This window comes from Nocardia tengchongensis (assembly GCF_054781395.1).
In genome coordinates, this window is record NZ_BAAGUM010000017.1 from 313,704 (window position 1) to 338,728 (window position 25,025).

The 25,025-nt window shown below is 67.3% G+C and carries 18 protein-coding genes and 1 tRNA gene; 6 read left to right on the forward strand and 13 right to left on the reverse strand.

Annotated features, from left to right (window positions below):
* The first annotated feature begins 21 nt into the window (after positions 1-21).
* Positions 22-726 (forward strand): flavodoxin family protein, encoded by a 705-nt coding sequence (locus ACYVKL_RS32460; protein WP_379167449.1) that lies wholly within the window; start codon positions 22-24, stop codon positions 724-726.
* 6 nt (positions 727-732) lie between these two features.
* Here the strand turns inward: ACYVKL_RS32460 and ACYVKL_RS32465 are convergent, their stop codons facing one another.
* From ACYVKL_RS32465 to ACYVKL_RS32475, 3 genes are all read right to left on the reverse strand, one after another.
* Entirely contained in the window at positions 733-1,959 is a 1,227-nt protein-coding gene (locus ACYVKL_RS32465; RefSeq protein WP_379167446.1) for a nitric oxide synthase oxygenase, read from the reverse strand.
* A 458-nt stretch (positions 1,960-2,417) separates the two neighbouring features.
* Complete coding sequence (locus tag ACYVKL_RS32470) at positions 2,418-2,822, reverse strand: pyridoxamine 5'-phosphate oxidase family protein (protein ID WP_379167444.1); 405 nt, start codon at positions 2,820-2,822, stop codon at positions 2,418-2,420.
* Positions 2,823-2,911: 89 nt separating this feature from the next.
* Positions 2,912-7,177, reverse strand: a complete 4,266-nt coding sequence (locus ACYVKL_RS32475) for a bifunctional nitrate reductase/sulfite reductase flavoprotein subunit alpha (RefSeq protein ID WP_379167442.1) — start codon at positions 7,175-7,177, stop codon at positions 2,912-2,914.
* A 158-nt stretch (positions 7,178-7,335) separates the two neighbouring features.
* Here ACYVKL_RS32475 and ACYVKL_RS32480 point away from each other — a divergent pair, with 158 nt between their 5' ends.
* Positions 7,336-8,520 carry a molybdopterin-binding protein gene (locus ACYVKL_RS32480; RefSeq protein ID WP_460773704.1) on the forward strand — a complete coding sequence of 395 codons (1,185 nt, stop codon included), beginning with the start codon at positions 7,336-7,338 and terminating at the stop codon, positions 8,518-8,520.
* A gap of 40 nt (positions 8,521-8,560) precedes the next feature.
* Here the strand turns inward: ACYVKL_RS32480 and ACYVKL_RS32485 are convergent, their stop codons facing one another.
* The 4 genes from ACYVKL_RS32485 to ACYVKL_RS32500 form a co-directional block, all read right to left on the reverse strand.
* A complete protein-coding gene (locus tag ACYVKL_RS32485; RefSeq protein WP_379167437.1) occupies positions 8,561-9,157 on the reverse strand; it encodes a hypothetical protein in 597 nt (198 codons plus the stop codon).
* Between the two features lie 165 nt (positions 9,158-9,322).
* Complete coding sequence (locus ACYVKL_RS32490; protein ID WP_379167435.1) at positions 9,323-9,535, reverse strand: hypothetical protein; 213 nt, start codon at positions 9,533-9,535, stop codon at positions 9,323-9,325.
* Between the two features lie 185 nt (positions 9,536-9,720).
* Positions 9,721-10,035 carry a hypothetical protein gene (locus ACYVKL_RS32495; protein WP_379167434.1) on the reverse strand — a complete coding sequence of 105 codons (315 nt, stop codon included), beginning with the start codon at positions 10,033-10,035 and terminating at the stop codon, positions 9,721-9,723.
* A 69-nt stretch (positions 10,036-10,104) separates the two neighbouring features.
* Positions 10,105-10,353, reverse strand: a complete 249-nt coding sequence (locus ACYVKL_RS32500; RefSeq protein WP_379167432.1) for a hypothetical protein — start codon at positions 10,351-10,353, stop codon at positions 10,105-10,107.
* A 207-nt stretch (positions 10,354-10,560) separates the two neighbouring features.
* On the opposite strand from ACYVKL_RS32500, the gene ACYVKL_RS32505 reads away from it, so the two are divergent.
* Positions 10,561-11,808: an NsdA family TPR-like regulatory protein gene (locus ACYVKL_RS32505; protein ID WP_379167431.1), complete on the forward strand. Its 1,248-nt coding sequence runs from the start codon at positions 10,561-10,563 to the stop codon at positions 11,806-11,808.
* Here the strand turns inward: ACYVKL_RS32505 and ACYVKL_RS32510 are convergent.
* Both ACYVKL_RS32510 and ACYVKL_RS32515 read right to left on the reverse strand, forming a co-directional pair.
* Complete coding sequence (locus tag ACYVKL_RS32510; RefSeq protein WP_379167430.1) at positions 11,805-12,455, reverse strand: HAD family hydrolase; 651 nt, start codon at positions 12,453-12,455, stop codon at positions 11,805-11,807. The genes ACYVKL_RS32505 and ACYVKL_RS32510 overlap by 4 nt on opposite strands.
* 200 nt (positions 12,456-12,655) lie before the next feature.
* On the reverse strand, positions 12,656-13,534 hold the full coding sequence (locus ACYVKL_RS32515) for a LysR family transcriptional regulator (protein WP_379167428.1): 879 nt from the start codon (positions 13,532-13,534) through the stop codon (positions 12,656-12,658).
* Positions 13,535-13,799: 265 nt separating this feature from the next.
* Here ACYVKL_RS32515 and ACYVKL_RS32520 point away from each other — a divergent pair, with 265 nt between their 5' ends.
* Together ACYVKL_RS32520 and ACYVKL_RS32525 are read left to right on the forward strand one after the other, a co-directional pair.
* The gene (locus ACYVKL_RS32520) at positions 13,800-14,678 is read left to right on the forward strand and encodes a LysR family transcriptional regulator (RefSeq protein ID WP_379167426.1); all 879 of its coding nucleotides are present in this window, start codon (positions 13,800-13,802) and stop codon (positions 14,676-14,678) included.
* A gap of 62 nt (positions 14,679-14,740) precedes the next feature.
* On the forward strand, positions 14,741-16,267 hold the full coding sequence (locus tag ACYVKL_RS32525; protein ID WP_379167424.1) for an FAD-dependent monooxygenase: 1,527 nt from the start codon (positions 14,741-14,743) through the stop codon (positions 16,265-16,267).
* Positions 16,268-16,389: 122 nt separating this feature from the next.
* Here ACYVKL_RS32525 and ACYVKL_RS32530 read toward each other — a convergent pair whose 3' ends face one another.
* From ACYVKL_RS32530 to ACYVKL_RS32540, 3 genes are all read right to left on the reverse strand, one after another.
* Positions 16,390-17,580 (reverse strand): type II toxin-antitoxin system HipA family toxin, encoded by a 1,191-nt coding sequence (locus tag ACYVKL_RS32530; RefSeq protein WP_379167422.1) that lies wholly within the window; start codon positions 17,578-17,580, stop codon positions 16,390-16,392.
* Positions 17,577-17,777, reverse strand: a complete 201-nt coding sequence (locus ACYVKL_RS32535) for a helix-turn-helix domain-containing protein (RefSeq protein WP_379167420.1) — start codon at positions 17,775-17,777, stop codon at positions 17,577-17,579. Before ACYVKL_RS32535 ends, ACYVKL_RS32530 begins: the two co-directional genes overlap by 4 nt.
* A 255-nt stretch (positions 17,778-18,032) precedes the next feature.
* Positions 18,033-18,108 (reverse strand) — tRNA-Lys (locus tag ACYVKL_RS32540).
* 60 nt (positions 18,109-18,168) lie between these two features.
* On the opposite strand from ACYVKL_RS32540, the gene ACYVKL_RS32545 reads away from it, so the two are divergent.
* The gene (locus tag ACYVKL_RS32545) at positions 18,169-19,326 is read left to right on the forward strand and encodes a YncE family protein (protein WP_379167418.1); all 1,158 of its coding nucleotides are present in this window, start codon (positions 18,169-18,171) and stop codon (positions 19,324-19,326) included.
* A 66-nt stretch (positions 19,327-19,392) separates the two neighbouring features.
* Here ACYVKL_RS32545 and ACYVKL_RS32550 read toward each other — a convergent pair whose 3' ends face one another.
* Entirely contained in the window at positions 19,393-24,867 is a 5,475-nt protein-coding gene (locus tag ACYVKL_RS32550; protein WP_379167416.1) for an ATP-binding protein, read from the reverse strand.
* Positions 24,868-25,025 lie beyond the last annotated feature (158 nt).

The following is a 25,025-nucleotide window of genomic DNA, read 5'->3' on the forward strand; positions in this document are numbered from 1 at the left end:
CGAGGAGAGGTGGCTGGCGTCATGTCCGATTACTCCGACCTGCGGGCCCTGTTCATCAATTGCACGTTGAAGCGGTCGCCGGATCCCAGCAACACGCAAGGCCTCATCGATGTGAGCGCGCGCATCATGGAGAAGAACGGCGTGCACGTGTCCCATATCCGGGCCGTCGACCACGACATCGCCACCGGCGTCTGGCCCGACATGACCGAACACGGCTGGGCCACCGACGCGTGGCCCGTACTGCAGCAGCAGGTGATGGACGCCCACATCCTGGTGCTGGCCGGACCGATCTGGCTGGGCGACAACAGTTCTGTGATGAAGCGCGTCATCGAGCGCCTCTACGGCAACTCCTCGATCCTGAACGAGAGCGGCCAGTACGCCTATTACGGCCGGGTCGGCGGCTGCCTGATCACCGGTAACGAGGACGGGGTCAAGCACTGCGCCATGAACATCCTCTACAGCCTGCAGCACCTGGGCTACACCATCCCGCCGCAGGCGGATGCCGGTTGGATCGGCGAAGCCGGTCCCGGCCCCTCCTACCTGGACCCCGGTTCGGGCGGCCCCGACAACGATTTCACCAACCGCAACACCACTTTCATGACCTGGAACCTGATCCACCTGGCCCGCCTGCTGAAGGACGCGGGCGGCATCCCAGCCCACGGCAATCAGCGTTCGGAGTGGGATGCCGGTTGCCGCTTCGATTTCGAGAATCCGGATTACCGCTGACGGTCGTCAACTGCGCAGGGATTCGAATATCGAGGTCCACCATGGCCGTCTGTGCTCGGGTGTCGGGGGTGACGCCGCGTTCTCGCCCGACTCGATCGCGTGCGCGGTCGTCGGTGCCGGCGCGGAGATTGTGAGCGGTGCGCGGCGGACGAACGCCGGGCGGATCGCCGGGTCGGGTGGGTCGAAGTAGCGGTGGAAGGTGGGGGTGAGGCTGGCCGACAGTGGCGGATTGATCCAGGTCCAGTCGGCGGGGCAGGTGCGGCCCGCGGCGTTCTCGCGGTCGACATGGTCGATGAATTGGCGTGCCACGGTGTGATGGTCGACCAGGTGGACGCGAGCGCGCCGGTAGCTGTGCAGGATCGCGTGGCTGAGTTCGATCAGGGCGCGGTCGCGCCACAGGGTTCGATCGCTCGAACGGTCCAGTCCCATGTGGACGGCGATCTCGGGCAGGGTGTCGTAGCGGTCGCTGTCGCCGAGGTCGCGGCCGATCTCGGAGGAGACGTACCAGCCGTTGAACGGCGCGCACGGGTAGGTGATTCCGCCGATCTCCAGGTCCATGTTCGACACCGCGGGCACCGCGCGCCAGCGCAGGCCGAGGTCGGCGAACCAGGAGAGTTCCGGATGGGTGATCGGGACTTCGAGCACCAGCTCCGGCGGTACGGGGAACAAGTGCACGACGTCGTCGGGCGAATGGATCAACAGCGGCAGGACATCGAAGGGGCCGCCTGCCCCGCGCCAGCCGAGATCCATGGCCAGCGTGGTCGTCTCGACATTCGCCGGGTCACCCAGAACGCCGCCGGGCACGCGGTAGCCGGCGTAGCAGATGAGCTGCGGGTTGATGATCCGGAAGGCGCGGCCCTGGGCATCCGCGGGCGGCGCGATGGTGATGGCGGATCGAACCGCTCCGCCGTTGGTGGCGTAGTGCAGGTGCTCCCAGCACGCGTGGGCGATATCGGCGGCCGAGGTCGCCGCGCGGGCGTCGAGCACTTTCAGTGTGCGCCAATGCTTGCGGCCGACGCAGCGGTCATGGTTCCGCCATGCGAGTTTCGTCCCGATGTCCAGTTCCTCGGGGGTGTGCCGGTAGGTGCCGTCGCGCCGGAGCTCTCTACGGGCGTCGGTGGATCGCGTGGGTGAGAGGTGCGCCAGCTCGGGCAGCGCGAAGAAGTCCTCGCATTGGCGTTCTCGCTCGGACACGCCCGTTCGTGCCTCGGTACCCCTGGTAAAGGTCGTCATGAAGTTGTCGCCTTCGTGGTCGATGCATATTCGCTCGATATCGGCAGGTCCCCCCGAATTACTTTCCCGCCGACCAATATCCCATGCGTCGCCCGGAGTTTGCCCCGAAATCAGGTCAGCTGTCCGGAACTCGCAGGGTCCGACGCGCCGGACGGTCCGGAATGCGGTCGCGTTCAGTGAGCGCCTCGGCATCGCCGCATCGCGGTACGCCTGCGCGGCAGGCTCGCGATGATCGGATTACCCTCTTACGCAGTGTGATTCGCTGCCGATGAGATTGCCGGCAGCAGGACAACCATTCTGCAACGCCGGTGTGGAAGAGTATCTGCGCGCCGGCGAGGCGGGACATCGGAGTGTTCGCCGGCCGCCATTTCTCCAATTGCCCTCGGGTATCGACTTATGCAGCGTCCGAACGAGAATTTCGGATAATGGTCGTGTCCGACGCGATGTTGAGGGCTCGATCACGGATTCTGGTTGTCTGCTCCGGTCAACACGTATGGCGGTGCGAGGGTGAAGCGGCGGCAGTCGGCGCAGCGCCGGGTCATCGCTTCGGGGGCGCCGACGTGGTGGAAGACGGCGTGGGTGGGGATGACTTCCAAAGCGTTGCCGCGGAGCGCCGCGTGGCCGTCGATGATGAGGACGTGGCCGTCGGGCCGGGTCGGTGGCCAGAGCAGGGTGACGGCCGGGCGTGCGGCGATATTGCGGCAGGTCGCGGGGCCGGGGGTGGAGATCTGGAATCGGCCGTCGCGCAATACCGGATGCTGGGGTGTGGTGTGCGGGCCCAGGTCGCCGATGCTGACCAGGAAGGCGAGTTCGAGGCCGGCGACGATGTCGGCCAGCTCGGGCGGGAAGTCCGGCTCGCTCATCCTTTCAGCGTAAACGAAGGTTCGGACCAAATGGGAGGATTGCGCCGCGAATGCGGGACCAACCGCCCCGTACTTCCGCAGATGTGGATTCAGTAGACGTCGCGGACATAGCGCTTGTCCGCCGAGAGCTTCTTGACGTAGGCGTCGGCGTCGTCGGTGTCCATGTCGCCGTGGTGGGCGATGATCTCGCGCAGCGCCAGGTCGACGTCCTTGGCCATGCGGGAGGCGTCGCCGCAGACGTAGAAGTGGGCGCCGGAATCGATCCACTTCCACAGCTGTGCGCCGTGTTCGCGCATCCGGTCCTGGACGTAGATCTTGGTGCGCTGGTCGCGGGAGAACGCCAGATCGAGGCGGGTGAGGATGCCTTGCTGCTGGAGTTGTTCGAGTTCCTCGCTGTAGTAGAAGTCGGTGGCGCGGTGTTGTTCGCCGAAGAACAGCCAGTTGGGCGCTTGGTCGCCGCGGGCCTGCCGGTGTTCGAGGAATCCGACGAAGGGGGCGACGCCGGTGCCGGGGCCGATCATGATCGCGGCGACGTTCGGGTCGTCGGGCGGCTGGAAGTGGGGTGAGCGCTGCACGTGCAGCGCGAGGGACTGGTTCTGTTCGGAGTCGGCGAGATAGGTCGAGCAGAGTCCGCCGCGGGGCCGTCCCGTCGGACCCGGGTAGCGGATGACGGAGACGGTGGTGCGCACCATCATCGGGTTCGACAGCGGGCTCGACGAGATCGAATACAGCCGCGGTTGAATGCGTTTGAGCATGTCGACCCAGCGCTGCGGGTCGGCGAGCACCGGATGCTCGGCGGCGATGTCGACCGGTTGGCGGCCCCACAGCCACTTCGCCAATTCGCCCTTGTTGTCCTGGCGCATCAGGGTTTTGAGGTAGGGATCGGCGGTGGATTCGGCCAGCTGCTTCAGCAGTTCGGGGGTGACCGTCGTCAGGTCGAGGTGTTCTTCCAGGGCGATGGACAAGGGCAAGGACCCGACCTTGGGCACGTCGACGACGGCGGCCGGATCGAGTCCGGTGGTGGCCAGGAATTCCCACACCAGACCCAGATCGTTGAACGGGCGCACGCCGAGCGCGTCACCGACGTCGTAGCTCAGGCCGGTGCCGGTCAGGTCGAAACTGAACTGCCGGACCTCCTTCTGCGCGCCGGGCAGGCTCAGCAGCCGATTGCCCACCAGTTGACCCAGCGGCTTGTCGGTCTCGACACGCGTGGCCGTAGCCGTCGAGGTGGTGTGCGGCTGCGCGGCCGACGCCGCCGGACCAGACGGAGTGTCAGTAGCCGGCGTCGGTGCGGTGGAAGCGGATGTATCCGGTGCCGTGGCGGATTCGGTGGGGACCGCGAGGGTGGGCAGGAGCTGTTCGAGCCATGCGGCGGCGGTGTCGTCGAAGTCGGGTTCGCAATCAGCGCGGGGGATGAGCCGTTCGGCCCCGAGTTCGGCCAGGCGGGCGTCGAGGCGTTTGCCATGTCCGCAGAACGCGTCGTAGTTCGAGTCGCCGAAGGCCAGGACCGCGAATCGTGTTCCGGTGAGGGCGGATTCGGTGAGGCCGGCGAGGGTCGCGAAGAATCCGGCGCCATTGTCGGGGGCGTCGCCGTCGCCGAAGGTGCTGCTCACGACAAGGAGGTCGGCGCCCTGCGGAAGATCGGCCGCCGAGAGCGAATCCATGGCGTGCACGGCCGGCGTCATGCTCTGCTCGGTGAGTGTCTTGGCGAGGGTTCCGGTGGCGAAATCCTCGGCATTGCCGGTCTGCGAGGCCCACAGGATCATCAGCGGGCGTGCGGGGGTGGATGTTTCCGCGGCCGGAGGCTCGGCGGTCAGCAGTGCGGTCGGCGCGGTCGCCGTGACCTGAGCGGCAGGGATCGCGCGGGCATGCGGCGTGAAGAGACCTGCCATCATGCCGTCGACCCACGCGGTGACATTGGGGCGCAAGGGATTCACTGCGGGCACGGCGGGCACGATGTCCTCGTCGCCGGTGCGTTGCACACCCGAGAGGAAGCCGGCGAGGTACGCGGACTCGAGGTCTGTGAGGGCGGGCGCGCCGATATCGGCGAGGCCGAGCGCAGCGGCGGCCGACATCACCCGATCACCCGCTCGCGCGGCGGCCGTAGCTGCGGTGGTGGTGACAGGTTCCGGCGTCGAGGTCGGTTCGATGACCGGTTCGGGCCGGATGGGCGCGGCGACCTTGGTCAGCGTGACCGCACAGACCTTGAATTCGGGCTGGAAGGAAATCGGGTCCACGGCGTCGTTGGTAATCGCGTTGACGGTCAGGTACTCGCCGAATAGATCGTTCCAGTGGAACGGTGCGAACGTGGTTCCGATCCGAACCCGGTCGCTGACCACCGCGGGCAGGACGGCACGGCCACGGCGGGATGCCACTTCGAGCCAATCACCTTCGGCAACAGTAACTTTCGCCGCGTCATCGGGATGGATCTCGATGAACGGTCCGGGGTTGAGCTTGTTGAGCTTGGCGACCTTGCCGGTTTTGGTCAGCGTGTGCCACTGATGCTGCACCCGGCCGGTGTTGAGCACGAACGGATAGTCGTCGTCGGGCAACTCGGCGGCGGGCAGATGCGGGCGCGGGAAGAACACGGCGCGGCCGGAGGCGGTGGGGAACCACAGCCGCGGGGTGGAGCCGTCCTCGCGGGTGCGTTGGTGCCGGCTGATGCCGTCGTTGTGGTAGCGAATCGGGTTGCGTGCGGGGCCATCCGGTGCGATCGGCCATTGCAACGGTTCTGTGCGCAGCCGTTCATAGGTGGCCCCGCGCAGGTCGTGTCCGGTCTTCGGATTCCAGGTCCGTTTGATCTCTTCGAAGATCTCCTCGGCGCTCGAGTAGGTGAAGGCGTGCGCGTAGCCCATGGCGCAGGCGATGCGGGCGATGATCTGCCAGTCCGGAATCGCTTCTCCCGGTGCGGGTATCGACTTCTGGATCAGCGTGAGGTTGCGCTCGGAGTTGATCATCACGCCTTCGCCTTCCACCCACAGTGTGGCGGGCAGGATGACGTCGGCGTAAGCGTTGGTCTCGGTCTCGGCGAACACGTCCTGGGTGATCACCAGCTCGGCGGCTTCCAGCCCTTCGAGCACGGTCTTCCGATTGGCCACGGTGGCAACGGGATTGGTGCAGATGATCCAGCACGCTTTGATCTCACCGGCGGCCATCTTGGTGAACATGTCGATGGTGCCGGTGCCCACCTCGGTGCGCAGCGTACCGGCGGGCAGTTCCCACAGCTGTTCGATGAACTCGCGGTCGGCGTCGACGAGCACCGACCGCTGCCCGGGCAATCCCGGTCCCATGTAACCCATTTCGCGCCCGCCCATGGCGTTGGGTTGCCCGGTCAGGGAGAAGGGGCCGCTGCCGGTTCGGCAGATGGCCCCGGTGGCCAAGTGCAGGTTGACCAGGGCGTTGGTGTTCCAGGTGCCGTGGGTGGACTGGTTGAGGCCCATGGTCCAGCAGCTCATCCACTGTTCCGCGGTGCCGATCAGCTCGGCGGCGCGCCGGATGTCGTCGGCCGGGATGCCGGTGATCTCGGCGACCGTTTCGGGCGGATAGTCGGCCGCGAATTCGGCCATCCCTTCCCAGCCCTCGGTGAACTCGGCGATGAAATCCGGGTCCGTGTACCCGTTTTCGATGAGCAGGTGCAGCAGACCGTTCAGCAGTGCCAGATCGGTGCCGGGTCTGATCGACATGAACAGATCGGCTTTGTCGCCGGTGGCATTGCGGCGCGGGTCCACCACGATCAGCTTCGCGCCGGCTTTGACCCGATCCATCATGCGCAGGAACAGGATCGGGTGGCAGTCGGCCATGTTCGCACCGATCACGAAGAACAGGTCCGCGTGGTCGAAGTCGTCGTAGGAGCCCGGAGGGCCGTCCGCGCCGAGGGACAGCTTGTAGCCGCTGCCCGCGCTGGCCATGCACAACCGCGAGTTGGATTCGATCTGATTGGTGCCGATGAAGCCCTTGGCGAGCTTGTTGGCCAGGTATTGGGCTTCCAGGGCCATCTGCCCGGACACGTAGAAGGAGACGGCGTCGGGGCCGTGCTCGTCGATGAGCGCGCGCAGCCGTCGCGCGGTGTCGGTGAGGGCGGTATCCACGGCCACCGGTTCCGGTGCGGCACCGCGGTCGGCGCGGACCATGGCGGCGCTCAGCCGCCCGTCGGCGGCCATCATGTCGGCGTGGCTTCCGCCTTTGGTGCACAACCGGCCACGGTTGGCCGGATGTGCCTTGTCTCCGATGGCTTTCCGGATCGCGTGTCCGTCCGGGCCGGTGTCGAGCTCGAGAGTGATCCCGCACCCCACCCCGCAGTACGAGCACACTGTCCGCTTCGTACCCGTTTCGGCGCTGGAATCGGCTGCCGCCACCGTGTTCCTCCCCTGCGTATCGCGCTGACCGTCGGTTCTCCAGCCCCACGCTAGAAACCGGCTGTTAACGGTCGGTCACGTTCGAAGTTACGTTCACCTCTCGGTCCGGTCGAGCTGTCTGTGCGTATTCGGGTTCGCACAGTCGGTCGCGGATGCGGGTGAGCAGAGTCGATGTGGCCGTGGCGGAGCTCGACGTCGTGCTCGGTTCGGAACTGTCCCCGATCCGCGAGCGATACGCCGCGCTGGCCGAAGCCGTGGGCGCGACTCTGGCCGGACCGCTGTGGGCGACAGCCGCTTTGCCGGTCGCCGACACCGCGGCCATGGACGGGTTCGCCGTCAGCGGCCCCGGACCCCGATGGCGGATGCTCATCGGAACCTGTACCGCGGGAAGGCGATCCAGGATCGCTCTCGCCGACGGTGAGGCGGTCCGGATCGCGACCGGTGCGCTGACCCCGCCCGGCACCACGGCGGTGATCCGTTCGGAGCATGTGTACGGCGAACGCTTCGGCGGGCAAGCCACCATCGCCGTCCTGCCGGGGGCTCCTCGGCGCAATGACACGCGGGTGCGCGGTGAGTCCTGGTCCGACGGTGACGAACTCGCCGCCGCGGGCATGCGCGTGGACGCGAGCGTGATCTCGGTGGCGCAGAGCGCTGAAACCCCCATCGCCATGATTCGAGGCCCCTTACGCGCCGACGTCCTGCTCACCGGCGACGAGATCCGCGCGACCGGAGAACTCGCCCCCGGTCAGGTCCGCGACGCGCTCGGCGCGGTCCTCCCGCATTACCTGGGCCACTGCGATATCGGAGTGCGCCGGCTGACCCGGCTCCCCGACGACCGCGCCCTGCTGCGCACCTGGTTCGAACTCGACACCGACGCCGACCTCGCGGTCACCGTCGGCGCCACCGGCCACGGCGGCGCCGACCACCTGCGCAGCGTGCTCGAGGAGATCGGCGCCCACATCCTCATCGACGGCGTCCGCATGCGCCCCGGCGGCTCCCAACTGGTGGCCCGCCTCCCTGACGGCCGAATCCTGCTGGCCCTCGCCGGAAATCCCCTCGCAGCCGTAGCCGCCACCCTCGTCACCGGCCGCTCCCTCGTCCGCGCCCTCACCTGCCGCACCGACTCGGCCTCGTCCTGGGGCCGAATCGCCGACGCCGCCGCCCCCGACGACGCCCGCACCCGCATCGTCCCCGTCCGCCAGGTCGAGGGCGGCGTCTGGCGCGCCACCGCAACCTCCGGCACCGCCCACCTGGCCGCCCTACTCCAGGCCCAATCCCTGGCCCTGCTCCCCGCCGGAACCGGCCGCGGCGCCCTCGTCGAATTGCTGCCGCTACCCCGGTGACTCGCTGTGCGCGTGATCGGTGTGAGCGCTCGGCTACACGTCAGAAGTCTTGCGGGCCAGCCGAGTACGTGTCAGCGGAATACGGTGTGTATTCCGGGGCTGGTTGGAAGTGGGTGCCGGATTGCTTGATCCACAACAGGATTACGACCGCGAGGCCGACCAGCCAGGTGAGGACGGTGATCGCGGTCGATATCGCGGTACCGTCACCCACGGTCACCGTGGCCAGCGTGTCGACGGTGTACATGCCGAAGAAGACGGTCGCGGTGATGCGGGCCCAGTTCCTGCCGGCGCGATTCGCGAATGCCATCCAGATCCACAGCCCGACCGAGATCAAGGTGACCACGCAACCGACTACGAAGGAGACAGTGACAATCGTGTCGATCTGGCTGTCGCTGAGCGTGCCCTTGCCGGAATGTTTCGCCATTGCCGTCGCGCGCACGTAGGACAACTCGGTGAGGCCATACAGCAGATCGATGCCGCTGAGAGCAGCACCCGACAGCATGAGATAGAAGGCATAGGTCACCGTGCGCGGCGGCGTCGCTCCACCCGACGTCGGCTCAACAGGGTATGACTGCCCGGCCCCGAACGGTTCGTAATGCTGCGGATTCGGATAGGGCTGGTATTGCTCGCTTGTCACGTCGTCTCACTCCCCGAGTTCCCGGACACGCCGGGCGTTCATCCTCTCACCGATGAATCGTGAGCGCTGATCGCAGAGAACTACGAAGATTCGAGGTATGCGGTACCCACGAAGCGGCCCGGCAATGCCGGGCCGCTCTAGCTCGCGTTTGCGTGGGGTTGCTACCTAGCTGGACCCAGCGCTTCCCGTGGAGGGGAGCGCACCAGGGCGCGGCTTCTCGAAATTCACGTAGTACCGGTCACCGTGGATGTGGTAGCAGCGCGCGGTGTACCCCATGTCGCGGTACATCTTCGCTACCTCCTCGCACGCCTTACTGCCGATGATCGTCCCAGTCTCACCCGCGTTGGCCGCACCGGCGCCGAGAACCAACGCTGTCATCGCGATCCCGAAGGCGGTACCAGCCCGCACAAAACTACGCATTACCTTTTGCTCTCCGTTGTCCGAATGCTCAGCGACCTCATCTCCGCCCCGGATGGTGTGGCTCCCCGACCAAGAGTCGCTCCGACCATATTGCCCCACAATGGAATCGGTTTCAGCAACACTCGAGCGAATGGCACGGAAGGTCACAAACAGCCGTCATGGCTGTGGTCAGGATTTCCAAGCGTGAATTGCCGGGGCCGATTGGCTCGACTTCCTTTCGCGTCGTCGTAGACGAGGTCGATTGCCGCAAGGGGCTCGACATCGACGACCTCGGCGATGAGGCCGGCTGCCTGGAGGGCGGCCAAGTCCTGGTGCGCTGCTGCGAGCAGCTCGATCGGCGTGATCGGCGGCCCGACCCGCCCGTCTAACCCGACCGGGGCCCAGGACCCGTCCTGGAAACAAACCCACCCGGCGGGAACGCCTTCGTCCAGTAACGCAAGAACATCCTCGATAGACATGGCATCGCCTAGCTTGTGATAGCGAAATGTGCAGTGCTGGAGACGATCACGGCGGATGGCAGCAGCAAGTCACCCCTCCGGAATGTCGAGCAGTGCGCGGCCGCGGCCGCCGGTCACGAATCCCGCTCCGGCGGATGTCGGCATCCATGCATTGCGCTGCAGGCCCTTGCTGCCGACGGCGAAGCCTTTCGCGGCAAGTGATCTGACACCGTTCTGGGCACTGCGAGTGGAAATACGTGCGTCGCAGGCGATCTGGTCGATGGTGCGCTGCTCGCCTGGCGCCAGGGCGCGCATCACTCTGGCTTCTGTCTTGTTCACGGAAGGTTCCCTCCCGAGCTTCGATGTGTGGCAACTTCTCTCGGACTCGAGAGCTAGATACACCATGCCACCGATTTGTGTCTCCAAAGGCTCCATTTGGAGGGACATTGCCGGGACATTATTTGTCTCTTTGGGGACAAAGAGTTCTGGATCGAGCGTAGGGTGGTGGGTATGACGTCTCCGCCGCCCCCACTTCGACTGGCGCGCTTGAGTCTTGGCTACCGATCGCAGGAAGATTTGGCGAAGGCGCTCAACGAGACCGCTCGAAGTATCGGCCTGCGCATCGCAGTGACCAAGAAGACCATCGGGCGATGGGAATCGGACTCACCGCCATGGCCGCAGGCGGACCACGCGCAGGCTCTGCAGGCTTTGTTCAATCGGCCGATCACGGAGCTAGGGTTCAGCTCATCGCGCCGGTCCACTTCCGAATCGGCTCGGCCGCAGGCGATCGGGAGCGGCGAGACGTGGGCATCTCGCCACGCCGGTGCTGTGCCCGGGACGTTGCCTCAGTCGGTGGCATCGGACTTCATGTCCGCGGCGGCCGCGTACCGCCGGATGTACTGGTCGGTGCCAGCCGACCGCTTGCAGCAATTGGTAGCCACCCACGCTGCTCTGGGCTGGGATCTGTTGGAGCAGGTTCCTGGTGCCGGCCAGAAGCTGATGGCGCGTGCGGTTGCCGAAACCAGTCTGCTGGCCGGACGCCTGGAGTTCTTCGATCTACAGCAGCCTCAACTCGCGGTGGCGAGTTTCGGGCTCGCGTTGCGAGCTGCGGGACGCGCCGATGATTCGCTGTTGGGGGCGGCGACGTTGGCGCACATGGCATTCGCTCCTGCGTTCGCGAACGACGCCGAACAGAATGGCACGCAACCCCAGCGACTCGAGGCTGCTCGCGAAAGCCTTCGTGGGGCACGCATTTTCGCAGAGCGCGGGCAAGCCGGCGCGGAGATGACCGCGTGGCTCGATGCCGTCGAGGCCGAGGTCGAAACTCGGATCGGCGAGGTGAGCAGGGCCCTCGAACTGCTCGATCACGCTGCGCTCGTGTACGCCGAATACGACCCGGATGATGCTCCGAGTCCGGTATGGCTGGACTGGTTCTCGACGGCGCGGCTCGCCGGGTTCAAGGGCAACACCCAGATCGCGGCCGGCCATGGTGCTGCCGCGCGTGAGACGCTCGAGCGAGCGCTGACGGAGTTGTCCGTCGACGCGATCAAACAGAGGGCGGTGCTGCATGCGGATCTCGCGGCGGCGGAGGTGCTCGACCGGAATCCGGAGAAGGCGTGCGAGCACCTCGGGAAAGCGTTGGAATTGCTTGGGGAGCATTGGTACGCGACCGCGATGGATCGGGTGCGAACGGTCAGGCAGACCCTCCGGGAATGGGACTCGCTCCCCGTGGTACGTGACCTGGATGGCCAGCTCTACAACTGGCACACCATGATCAGGTCGCTGGCCACCTAACCGTTTTCTGCGGCAGCGATTTTCGCCAGCTCATTGAGGTCGTGGATCTTCCAATCGGATAGTTCTGCGACCTCTGGCATGTCTCGCTGGATCCAGCCCCATGGTCCCCGCTGGATGTATGCGGTTCTCATGCCCACCGCCTTCGCGGGGGCGATGTCGTTCTCGATGCGGTCGCCGACGTAGACGATCTGGCCGGCCTCGCAGGGCGCGACCTCGACCACCTTCTCGAAGAACGCGACCGAGGGCTTCTCGACGCCCCAGTCGTCCGAGGTAGCGATGAAATCGGTAGGCAGGTCGAGGCTTCGGAGGATCCGCCCCGATCGGACGGTCTGATTGCCGACGATCCCGACCCACACACCCACATCCCGCAGCTTCGCCAGCGCCGGCCGGACATCGGGATAGAGGTCTTCTTCGCCGTAGGTCTCCGGATGCCCGGCTCGAGCCCGCGCCTCCCGCTCCTCGGCGAGGTTGAATCCGGGGCGAAAGACCTGGAACGCCTCGCGATAGTCCTTGCCCTGCGCAATCGTCGCGCCGAAGACGGAGACGAAGGTGTGCCGCGGCACGCCGAGCCAATCAGCCCACGTCCCGTATTCACGCGTCTCGTCCACCAGCGTTTCCCCGACATCGAACACGACAGCCTCGATCATTGGCCACACGCTACCCGGACGCGACGTGGAGCTCAGAGCCGTCGGTGCTTGTCCGAATATCCGGGCCGACGAACAGGAAAGCCTCGCCGGTGACAGCATTTGTGCTGGCCGAGTGCGCTTCCGGTGATGCACCATCGGGATTCGACGCCGAGCCCGCTGAGTCCTCGACGGCGTTGCCACCGGCCCAGGCCCACCGCTGGCTAGTGTCCGCGCAGGTCGGTGAGGACCTGAGCGAGGGCGCGGATGGGTTCGGTTTCCGCGTCGGTGCGCCAGCAGAGGCGGTAGGTGAGGGGCGGGACGTCTGGGATGGGGATGAAGCGGACGTGCGACATGTTCCAGTACTCGGTGACGTGGGAGGGGAAGGGGTGGATGATGTCGCCGTTGAGGACCCATTCGATCAGGTCGTCGACGTTGGTCACCGGGCGTAGGCGGTCGATCGGGCGGCCGCTCGGTGTGGCGAACGGCAGGTAGGTTTCCTCCCACTCGCGCGGGTTGCCCGGCGGCATGGAGTGCAGGTAGTCGGGGTAGTCCTCGATGGAGACGGTGCCGCGGCCGGCCAGTTCGTGATCGGCGCTGACGGCCATTACGCGGTTGTCGCTGAACAGGGTCGGGCCGGCGGTGATGTCGTCGGGGTACGGGCCCCAGACGGCGATCACGTCGTACTCGCCGCTGCGCAGTGAACCGAACACGTCGGTGTAGGGGAGTCGATGGACCTGCAGTTCCCATTGCGGGTGCCGGGTCCGGAATTCGTTCCAATAGCGGTGGAACTCGGGGATATTGAACGGCAGCAGGGCGAGTTTCAGCACGGCGGTTTGCCCGCGGGCGGCCTGTTTGGCGCGGCGCACACTGCGTTCCAGTCCGTCGAACAGTGGGCGCAGGTCGTCGCGTAGCTGCTCGCCGACCGCGGTCAGGCGCACCGAGCGGTTGGTGCGTTCGAACAGCAGTGCGCCGATCTGCCGCTCCTGCTTCTTGATCGCCTGTGTGATGCGGGCCGGGGTGACGTTGAGTCGTTCGGCGGTCCGGCCGAAGTGCAGTTCTTCGGCCAGCGTCAAGAAGATCTCGATCTCGCGCAGTTCCACGGAATCCCTGTCTCGTTAACTCCGCGGTTAATGCGGCATTGCTGTTTCTGTCGTTGTTCGGCTGTTGCCGGGCGATCACTCTAGTACGTGAACCTCGCGAGTCGGTGTGACCAGCGAGTTCCCTCGGCGACCGCGCAGGTCGCGATCCCCCTTCAGGAGTTGTTGTATGACGTCCGTTGTCGGTTCTCCGGCACCAGATTCCGTCGACGAACCGGTGCCTCGGAGTCCGGATCGCCGTCCGCGGTCGGCGCTGCCGGAGTTGAACATGCGTCAGCTGGAGTCGTTTCGTGCGGTCGCAGAGGAGGGCGACATCACGCACGCGGCGGCCCGGCTGCAAACGACGCGGCGGACCGTGGCCGCGCAGCTCGACCAACTCGAGCAGGCGCTGGAAGTGCCACTGCTGGTGCGAGACTCGCGAGGGGTGAGTCTCACAGCGGCGGGGGAAATCTTCGCGGACGGGGTGACGACCATGGTGGCCGGGCTGCTGGAGTTGTCCGCGCGCATGAATATCGGTGCGGGACAGTCGATCGACCGGCTGCGGGTGACGTGCTCGCCACGCTCGTCCGCGGACTTCCTGATCCGGATCGCCCAAGAGCTCGAAGCCGCCGACCCGGGCCTGCGGGTGGTGCTGGTCAGTGTCCGGTCCATGCCGGAGAGCCTGCGCGAACTGGAGTCCGGCGGCGCCGACGTGGCGTTGATCTGGCTGCCTGTCGGTGGAAAACACCTGCGTTACAGCGTGATCGGCCAGGACTCGTGGGTGGCGGTCCTCGCCCGCGATCACCGTTTCGCCGGGCGGGAACAGGTCGTGCTGGCCGATCTGGCCGGCGAGACCCTGGTGCTCCCGGCCATCTTCCTGTCCGCCCCGGCGGCGCAATACTGGGCCGCCGCGCTGCGACCCGAGGCCGGACGGCCCGAACCCGTCGTGCTCGACACGGCGGAGGGCCCGACCACCGCACGTCGGCACGGGGTGTGGCTCGCGCCGAAATCCCTGGGCCGCCGCTTCTCCGACGCCGACAACAGCGTGGTCCCGATCTCCGACGCACCGCCCATCGAGGCAGCCGTAGCCTGGACCGCGCGCGCGTCACAACCCTTGATAGGCGAACTGATCCGCGCGGTGCGCGCGGCCGTGGAAGAGAGCTCATGAGCTGGCGTGCCCAATCCTGCCTGGCCCCGGCCGGCAGCACGATCGAAACAGAAAGAGCGACAATGGGTGTGGAAACCGACGTCATCATCGTGGGAGCGGGCCCGACCGGCCTGATGCTGGCCGGTGAACTACGTCTGACCGGCGTGCGGGCCCTGGTATTGGAGCGGCACCCGCAACCTCGGGAGACCCCGAAGGCCAGCGGCCTGGGCGGCCGGATCCTGGACGTGCTGCGCTATCGCGGACTGCTGGAGCGCATGGAGAAGGATGCCGACGGCGGTTACCCGCCGCCCCGGTTCCCTTTCGGCGGTGTGCATGTGGACCTCACCACCATGTCGGAGCCCCCGATGCGGGCGCTGGCCATCGCCCAGCACGCCATCGAACGCGTGCTCGCCGAGAGCGCCGATGAGCTCGGCGCGGAGATCCTGCGCGGACACGAAGTGATCGGCGTGAGCCAGGACGACGCGACGGTCACCGCGCACGTGCGCGGCCCGGACGGCGAGTACCGGGTGACCGCCCGCTACCTGGTGGGCTGCGACGGCGGCCGCAGCCCGATCCGCTCCATGGCCGGCATCGACTTCCCCGGCACCACCTTCTCCGAGGTCAACCGCCTCGCCCAGGTAACCGTCCCCGATGAGGTGACGGTGCTCGCCAACGGCGACCTCGAGATTCCCGGAACAGCCATGGTCCGTTCCGGTTTCACCCGCACCGAGCACGGCATGTTCGCGGTCGCCGCGCTCGACGGGATCATGTACCTGCAGGCCACCGAGGACGAGCCCGCCGACTACGACCCCGACGACCCCCTGACCCTCCCCGAACTCCGCGACAGCATCCGCCGCGTCCTCGGCCACGACCTCCCCCTGGGCGACCCGACCCGCCTGTCCCGCTACGTCTTCCAGGACCGCCAGGCCGAGCACTACCGCGCCGGCCGCGTCTTCCTGGCCGGTGACGCCGCCCACCTGTTCCCCGCCACCGGCACCGCCCTCAACTGCGGCCTCACCGACACCGTCAACCTCGCCTGGAAACTGGCTGCGGCAGTACAGGGTTGGGCCCCCGAAGGCCTGCTCGACACCTACCACACCGAACGCCACGCGGCGGGCGCCCGAGCCCGCCTCCAAACCCGCGCCCAGGTAGCACTCCGCCGCGGCGGCGACCCGGCTGCCGACGCCCTGCGAACAGTCTTCGCCGAACTACTCTCCGACGAACCCGCCGCCCGCCGCATGGGAGCCCTGGTCGGCGGCACCGACATCCACTACCCCATGCCCGGCACCCACCCCCTGACCGGCACCTTCGCCCCCGACCTCACCCTGCACATCGAAGGCGACGTCACCGGCGTAGCCGACCTCATGCACACCCCCCACCCCGTCCTCCTGGACCTGTCGGGCCGCGAGGACCTCCGCGAGATCGCCGAAGGCTGGCGCAACCGCGTAGACATCATCACCGCCAAAACCGACAACCCCCCGGCGGATGCCCTCCTGATCCGCCCCGACGCCTACATCGCCTGGGCAGCGGACTTCGACGAGCCCACCGACACCGCCGCCCCCGCCCTCCGCGCCGCCCTGTCGACCTGGTTCGGCGCGGCCGCCGACTAGAACGAATGAAGCCCCTGACCGGATTGCCTGGTCAGGGGCTTCATTGTGGTGCGCCATCAGGGACTCGAACGGCAGCGCGTGGCCTTGCCGTGGTGGCACTCGGCAATCGCTCGATTCAGCGCTCAGTGGCCGAGTTCGGCACGTCGCCAACGCAGTTCGCGCTCCGTATGGCGCATGGGCGATCCTGAGAACGGCAGGGCGGCATAATCGACCGCTGCGGCCGCTCGCAGTGCGACAGTGCGCGCCGAAACGGCGGCGCGCTCGGTGAGTCCGACCTCTGCGGCGAACGCAGCCCAGTCGCGGGAGCGCAACTTTCGGGTCCGGCCGGCGATCGGCAGCGCCATCGAGTCATCTCCGTAGACCAGAGTGCACGGGATGTCGAATATCGGTGCGATACCCCATCTCCCGGCGGGCTCCTCGACCACACCGACGTTCTTCGCGTGTAGGTCACCGTTTCCGGTGAGCCAGGCAAAGAGGAACTGCAAGTAGAGGTTTCGACGGGCCACTGTCGGAGCCTCGGCAATCCGCGCGAGTGCGTTGACCACGGTGGCCGCATCGGGCTGATACTTCGACGCCGGAGGTAGGCCCAGCACCTGTGTCGCATCCTCGAATGCCAAGCGTCGCCACGATCGGCCCTCGTGCACCCGATCGAACCGCCGCACCAGCAGACCGGTGTCGCCAATGCGGTCGGTTACCAGATCCGCCTCGGCTACAGGGATTTTCATCAACCTCGCCGCTTTCAGATGCACCGCTTCGTTCTCCCCCAGATGGGGGTACTCCGGTTGTGAGAACTTGAGAATGAACCGACCGTACCGAGCCGGGAACGGCACACTGATCATCGACGCACTGGCTTTTCGCTGCACTCCCGGCAGCGCATGCGGATCGATTTCATCCACGAATCGCGCGAATTCGAGTTCTGCGGGCGAGTCTCCCTCAACCAATGCCGGAACGTCGGTGAGCGCCTGATCAGCAGGGATGATCTGCACATCCCCGGGCGCATCACGCCCCACCGCCAGCAGCAGGCTCAATTCATCGTTGATGCTGGTTTTGACCGCACGCTGCAACACCGTGAGCCGATGCCCCTCGGGCAGAAGACCTTCGAAGAAGGGCGGCACCGCACCGGCATTGCCGCGCACCGGATCCGGGTCGAGCGGGAGCGTCGTCGCTACAGGCGTACCGTGGTTGGCGAGATAGTCCTTCTCGTAGCGAAATTCGGTCCCGCCCTCCGCTGTCCGCTCCAGCACAGCGGCGCGCCGACCGGCCTTGTACACATCCGCTCGGGCAACCCGCCGAAGCTCCTCGAGATCCTTCAACCGAGGACCCCCAGGGTGAGTCCGACCACGTCGGCCACGGCGGCGACAGTGGCGATACTGGTCGAGCCGCTGCCGTGCTCGATCTCGCGCACCGTGCGAGTGGAGGTGCCCGCCAGCTCCGCCAACTGCTCCTGCGTCAGCCGATGACGGCGGCGTGCCGTGTGAATGGCATCCCCGATGCTCGATACCGCCGTCATCGAATCACCTCCATAAAGCGGCAATATTCTGCCGATACCCTGCGGATTCAATCAGGCTACCTGAATCAACGCCAAAATCAGCAGAGTACTGCCGATTTTGCGCGCATCACTCACGCTCGGTGCGGTGGAGGGTAAATCCGGCAGGATATCGCCGATAGAGGACCGGCATGGAAGCCGGTTCGGCGGAGCGTGACGGTGCGAGACAGGTAAACGAATGTGGCCCTTGACCAGGATGCCTGGTCAAGGGCCACATTGTGGTGCGCCATCAGGGACTTGAACCCCGAACCCGCTGATTAAGAGTCAGCTGCTCTGCCAATTGAGCTAATGGCGCGTACGGCGGATGACGTTAGCAGAGGCAAGGGCTGAAATGCCAAACGCCGTGGTGGGATCGATGCGTACTCCGCGCCTCCAGGGCCACCCGAGGTCTGTTAGGTTCGGGCGAATGTGCTTCACATCAAGGCTTTTCGGGGGGATCGGCCTGGTGGCCGCCGTCATGGTGGCGGTCACCGGGTGCGGATCGGCCTCGTCGGTGAGCTCCTCGCCGGTCACGCATGTCACCACTACGGAAGATCCCGCGACCAATCGGGACTTCGATGATCTCGGGGTCGGGCCGTACCGCAGCTATGGGACGGTGGAGGTCGGTCGAGGACCGCGGGGCGTCGCCGTGGATCCGGCGCTGCATCACGCGTACGTCGTGAACCAAGACTCCGCCACGGCGCCCTATCCGGTCAGCGTATCCGTCCTCGACACCCGCAATCGCACGGTCACCGCCACGATTGCCGTGGACGGGCTGGTCGTGCGTGAGCCGCAGCCGATCGTCATCGATCCCGCTACGCACCTCGTGTACGTACTCGGTATCGGGGGGAGCGGCGCACTGGCGGTCATCGACCCCAGCACCAATTCGGTGGTCGCCCGCATCGCGATCGAGGACGTTGTCGACCCCACAGCCGTCGCAATCGATTCCGACCGGCACCGCGTCTATGTGGCCGGCCAATTCGACCAGAAGATCGCGGCGATCGACACCGGCAGCAGGGCGGTCGTGGCGACCGTCGCGGTCGGTGCGAAGCCCGCGGCGCTGGCTGTCGATCCACTCAGCCATCAGGTGTGGGTCGCGACCGCCGCCGGCGCGTCGGTCATCGACCCCGATCCATTCGTCGTGAGCGCCACGATCGCGGCCGCCGGCGAGCCGGAAGCCGTGGTCATCGATTCCGACTCGCACGCGGCCTATCTCACGGAATTCCGTGGCAATTCGGTCACGCTGGTCGACACCGCCACCCATGCGGTCAGCCGTACTTCGCTGAATCGCGAATCTTCGTTCGCGGTCGCGCTCGATCCCGCCCTGCATACCGTTTTCCTGACCTCCGGGGCATTCGACAGCATCACGATGATCGACACCCGGACACACCAGCTCACCGCCTCACGCCGAACCGCGCACCCGTACTCCGACGGCCATTGGACTGGCGGGATCGCGGTGGACGCCACCACCCACGAGATCTATGTGACCCACGGCGAGAGCTCCCACACCATCGAAATCCTGGCACCGGCCTAGCGTCGCCTCCGGACACGAGAACGCCCCGGCAGCTGGACTGCCGGGGCGTTCGTCGTTGTGGGTGGGTCAGCGGCGGGTGCCGTCGAGGCCCGTCTCGATGGCCTCGATGATCCGGGGGCGGAGTTCGGCGGCGCGGATGATCGCGTCCACCGAGCCGACCTGGACGGCGCGTTCGATGTTGTGGACGCGGTCGAATTCGGCGGCGACCTCGCCCAGCTTCTCGACGCGGACCGAGGAGCGCAGTTCGTCGCGTTCCGCGGTCAGCGTGGCGCGGTCGGTGCCGGAGGCGCTGACGGCGCGGGACTCGAAGTCGCGGACCCGGGGGTCGGCCGCGGTGCGCGCGTTGACCTCACCCGCGAACACGACCGCGGCGGCGGGGGCGCCGCCGAGCACGGAGGCGAAGGAGCCCTCCAGCGCCAGCACCGTCATGTTCGGGTTGAGGGCCTTCGAGAACACCACGAACGCGCCACCGTGGTAGCGCGAGATCACGCAGAACACGATCGGGCCCTCGAAATTGACGATGGCGCGGCCGATTTCGGCGCCGTACTCGAGCTGCAGCTTGCGCATCGACTCCGGGGAACCGTCGAAACCGGACAGGTTCGCCAGCACCACCAGCGGACGGTTGCCGCTGGCCGTGTTGATCGCCCGGGCCGCCTTCTTCGACGACTGCGGGAAAAGCGTTCCCGCGGTGTAGGTGTCGGGTCCATCGGTGGCGGGGAAGCCACGCCGGGACACGTTCTTCGACTCGATACCCAGCAGGCACACCGGGATTCCGCCCAGCCGCGCGTCCTGCACCACCGCGGTGTCGGCGTCCGCCATGCCCGCCCAGCGTTCCAGCACCGGGTGGTCCTGGTCGGCCAGCGCCCGCATCACCGTGCGAATGTCGAACGGCTTCTTGCGATCCGGGTTGTGGGCGGCGGAGAAGATCTCGCCGACCGTGGCGAAATCGCTGCCCTCGAGGACGTGCGGGAAATCGGAGACGTCACGGTCGACCGGGTCGCCGGTCGTCACCCGCCGCGGTCCCGACTCGCCGGGCGCCACATAGGTGTAGTCGTAGTGCGACATCAGGATGTCCCGCGCGGCAAGCAGATTCGGCGCCCAGTACTGGGCCTGGCCGTTCGGGCCCATCACCCGGTCGTAGCCGCCGATACCGAAGTTGTCCTCCGCGGAGACCGCGCCGGAGAAGTCCAGCGCCTGCTTGCCGGTCAGCACCATGGCCGATTCCGGCGTCATGATCAGCACGCCCTTGGTGTGCATGAGCATGGTCGCCTCGGCGTTCCAGTACGGCTGCGCACCGACATTGATGCCGTTGACCACGATATTGATCTCGCCGCCGGCCTGGGTGAACTCGACGATCCGCTTGAGCGCGGCCGCCACCCAGTCCATGTTCTCGGTGCCGGACTGCATCGAGATACGCGCGCCCGAGGACAACGCGTACCACTCCAGCGGCACCCGCATCTGCTCGGCCAGATCCAGCGCCGCGATCACCCGGCGGCATTCCGGCTCCGACAGCGCGCCCAGCGACTTCGTCGGATCACCGAGCAGCGCCACACGGGTGACACCGTCCGGGTACTGGGCGGTCACGGTGGTGACCACACCGGCGACCAGCGCGGCCTTGTTGTAGCCCTTGGGCCGGCCGACCGGCACCAGCATGTGCTTGTCGTTGAGGTCGTATTCGGTGAAATCACCGAGCAGACCGGTCAATTCGTACGGGTAGACGGTGTTGCGGCTGCTGGCGCGCAGCACCTTCTGCCGGTACTCGTCGAGCGGCTCGACCGCCTCGTCGGTCCGCTCGGCGACGCTCACCGACATGCCGCCGGTCGCGTCGAACGAGATCCGCACCGCGACCTTGGTCAGCTCCCCGGTCTGCGGGTCACGCTGGCGCGCGATCAGCAGAATCTCCTCGAGCCCGGCGCCCGCGGTCATCGGGTGGACGTGCCCGCCGATCACGGTCTCGAGTTCGGTGCGGGTGACATCGACCGGCGGCCAGATGTACATGACGATGCGGTTGGTGTTGAACCGCTTGTTCGACGGCCGCTGCGCCTGCGCGCGGCGGATGGAGTCGATGCAGGTCGCGATCGTGGACTCCGCGGTCGGCAGCACCAGCAGCCGGCCGTCGTGCTCACGCAGCGCGGCCAGGTCGCGCACCTGCGCGAACGCGATGAGCCGTTCGTCGGCCGGATTCTCCTTGGCCACCGCCCGGAACAGGTACACCTCTTCGTCGTCCGAGGACGGCAGGCGGGTGAGGTCGAACTTGCGCAGCCGGCGCATCTGCATGCGCTGAGCGATGTACGGGTGCAGACCGCGGATCAACCGCTCCTCGGTCATCCCGGTGGTCGCGGGCCGGAAGGTGAAGTGGTGGTGCATGACCGCACCGCCGCTGCCCGCCACCGTGCAGGTGACCCGGTGCACCTGATCCGGAAGCGGTTGCGCGGCAAGCGCTTCCTGCAACGCCACCGCCATCGCCTCGAAGTCCTCGGGCTGCTTCTCCCAGCTGAGGTAGATGTCGGCTTCGACGGAGGCGGTATTGCGGCCCACCTCGGCCAGACCCCGCAGCACGGCGTTGAGCGCGTCGAAGCTCACCGCGGCCGACACCAGGTTCACGCCCCGGCGTTCGGCGATGACGAAGCGGTGCCCGTTCGACTCCTCGGTCCGCACGTTGGTGAGGTCCTTGTTGCCGTAGTAGCGGCGGGTCAGCACCTCCAGCATGACGGTGTTGTCCGCGCTGCCGCGCACCAGCCGCTGCCCGAGCAGCCGCACCAGCGGTTCGGTGGCCCGCACCATGTCGGCGATCCGGTCGGCGCGCTCAGTGGTATCGGGCTGGGCGTCAAGGAAACTCAGGTGCTTGCGCACGGTGGTGTACACGCGGGCACGGTTGCGGCGCAGCAGCGGGTGACCGTACCAGGCGTACGCGACACCGCGTGCCAGGTCGGCGAGGCCCGGGAAACGGATCTGGGTCGCGGTCACCAGGCGCTCCAGCGCCAGACCGGCCGGCTCACGCAGCGCGCGGTCCGGCACCGGCTCGCTCAGCCACTCGCGCAGCAGCGCGGTGACGACGGTGATGGTGTCGGCGGGCCGCTGGGAGGCCAGGAAGATCCGGAAGACCGCGGCCTCCAGATCGGGGGAGCGGTCCAGATCGGTGACCCCGTAGTGCGCGAACGCCTTCGACAGGTCGGCCCGGTACGACTCCGGCAGCCCGGCGCGCTCGACGTCGAGGCTCTGCATGTAGGTGTGGAAGAACTCGCGGGCGCTGTGCACGTGGCCCTGCGCGCCGTCCTCCCAGGACACGTTGGTGCTGAGCTCGGCGAGATCGGCGAACACCTGCACGAGTTCGACTTCCTCGGCCAGCGGCCGACGGTTGTCGGCGACGGCGGCCCGGCGCACGGCCAGGTAGTCGTCGAGCACCCGCTGCTCGTCGTGCGGATCGACGTCGAAGCCGAGCAGCAGGCCGCGCAGATCCTGCAGGCTGCGGTTGAGGCCCTCGTGCGGCAGCACGGGTGCGGGCGCGCCGGGCAGATCCAGCTCGACCGCTCCGGTCGAGGCGGTGTCCTCGGCCTCGTCTCCGTCGGTCAGCGGTTCGAGCCGCAGCAGCGGTGCGCCGGTCTCGACCTGCGAGCCGACCGCGACCGCGCTTTCCTTCAGCCGCGCCCGGAACGGCGCGCGCAGCACCGTTTCCATCTTCATGCTCTCCAGCACGAGCACCGGTGCGCCGGCCTCGACCTCGTCGCCGACGGCCAGCGGGGTGGCGACCACCAGCGCGGGCGCGGGGGAGCGGACGACGCCGCCCTCGTCGCGGCTGATCCGGTGCGTGACACCCTCGACATCGACCAGCGTGACCGGTCCGTGCGTGCCGGTGACGACCCGGAATCGGCTGCCGTTCACCACGATCTGCCCGGTGTGCCGGTCGAAACGCTCCAGATCGACGTCGGCGGCCCGCATTTCGCCGCCCGCCTCGATGCCGATGCGGAACCGGTGCGCACCGATGCGGGCGACCCGCACCCGGTAGCCGACGCCGCGCAGCTTCAGGTCGTGCGGGCGGCCGCTCTCGTGCTGCACCTGGGGACGGCCGCCGGCCGCGGTGGACAGCAGGCGCTTGCGCTCGGCCTGCTCTTCCTCCTCGTAGGCGTCGATGGCCGCGACGGCCACCGCGATCGCGGAGTGGCGGTGCGACACCAGCCGGCCCTCGGCGCGGACGCGGTCGATCCAGCCGGTGTCGGCGCTGCCGTCGATCACCTCGGGCTGGTCGAGCAGGTCGAGCACGAAACTCTTGTTGGTCGAACCGCCTTCGATGACCACGCGGGTCTGGCCCATGGCCCGGCGCAGCCGGCCGAGAGCCTCGTCGCGGTCGCGGCCGTAGGCGATGATCTTGGCGATCATGGAGTCGAAGTCGGCGGGGATGGTGTCGCCCTCGCTGACACCGGTGTCCACGCGAATGCCGGGTCCGGCCGGCAGATCCAGGCGCGCGATGCGGCCCGGGGCGGGCGCGAAGTCGCGGTCCGGGTCCTCGGCGTTGAGCCGGGCCTCGATGGCGTGGCCGCGCTCGGCCGGGGGCTCACCCTCGAGCTTGTGGCCCGAGGCGACCATCAGCTGCGCGCGCACCAGGTCGAAACCGGTGGTGGACTCGGTGATCGGGTGCTCGACCTGCAGGCGGGTGTTGACCTCGAGGAAGGCGAACAGCTCATCGCCCGGGTGGTACAGGAATTCGACGGTGGCCGCGCCGCGGTAGCCGACCGCGATCGCCAGCCGCTCGGCGGAAGCCTTCAGCTCGGCGGCCTGATCGGGGCGCAGCACCGGCGACGCCGACTCCTCGATGACCTTCTGGTTGCGTCGCTGCACCGAGCAGTCGCGCACACCCAGCGCCCACGCGGTGCCCTGACCGTCGGCGATCACCTGGACCTCGACGTGGCGGGCGCCGGTGACCAGACGCTCCAGGAACACGACGCCGGAACCGAAGGCGCGCGCGGCTTCCTGCCGGGTGCGCTCGTAGGCGTCGACCAGTTCGTCGGCGTTGGAGACCATGCGGATGCCGCGGCCGCCACCACCGGCGGTGGCCTTCAGCATGAGGGGGTAGCCGATGTCCTCGGCGGCGTCGAGCGCGGCCTCGACGGTGTCGACACCGCCGCGGCTCCACGGCGCGACGGGCACGCCGACCTCTTCGGCGATCAGCTTCGCGCCGATCTTGTCACCGAGCTTGCGCATGGCCTCGGGGCTGGGACCGATGAAGGTCACCCCGATGTGCTCACACAGTTCGGCGAAGGCCGGATCCTCGGCGACGAATCCCCAACCGACCCACGCGGAGTCGGCCTTGGTCGCGACCAGGGCCTGCTCGAGCGCCTTCAGGTCGAGGTAGGGGCGCGCCGACGCGGGACCGAGGTCGTAGGCGATATCCGCTTCGCGCACGAACGTGGCGTTGCGGTCCACGTCGGTGTGGAGCGCGATGGTCTGGATCTGTTGTCCGGTCTCGGCGGCGAGATCCCGGACGGCATGAATCAGGCGGACCGCGGCCTCACCGCGGTTCACAATGGCGATACGGCTGAACACCCGTCAGCTCCTTAATAAGTTGCGCGAGGCCCGGTCGGGCGGCATTGCGACTGCCGGTCACCGGTAGTGTGCATCCCTGCTGCGTTCGATACCACCCCGGTAGGGGGTTACTCGTACGTATCGTGGTGACAGCGTCATCCGAGGCCGTGACTTGTGGG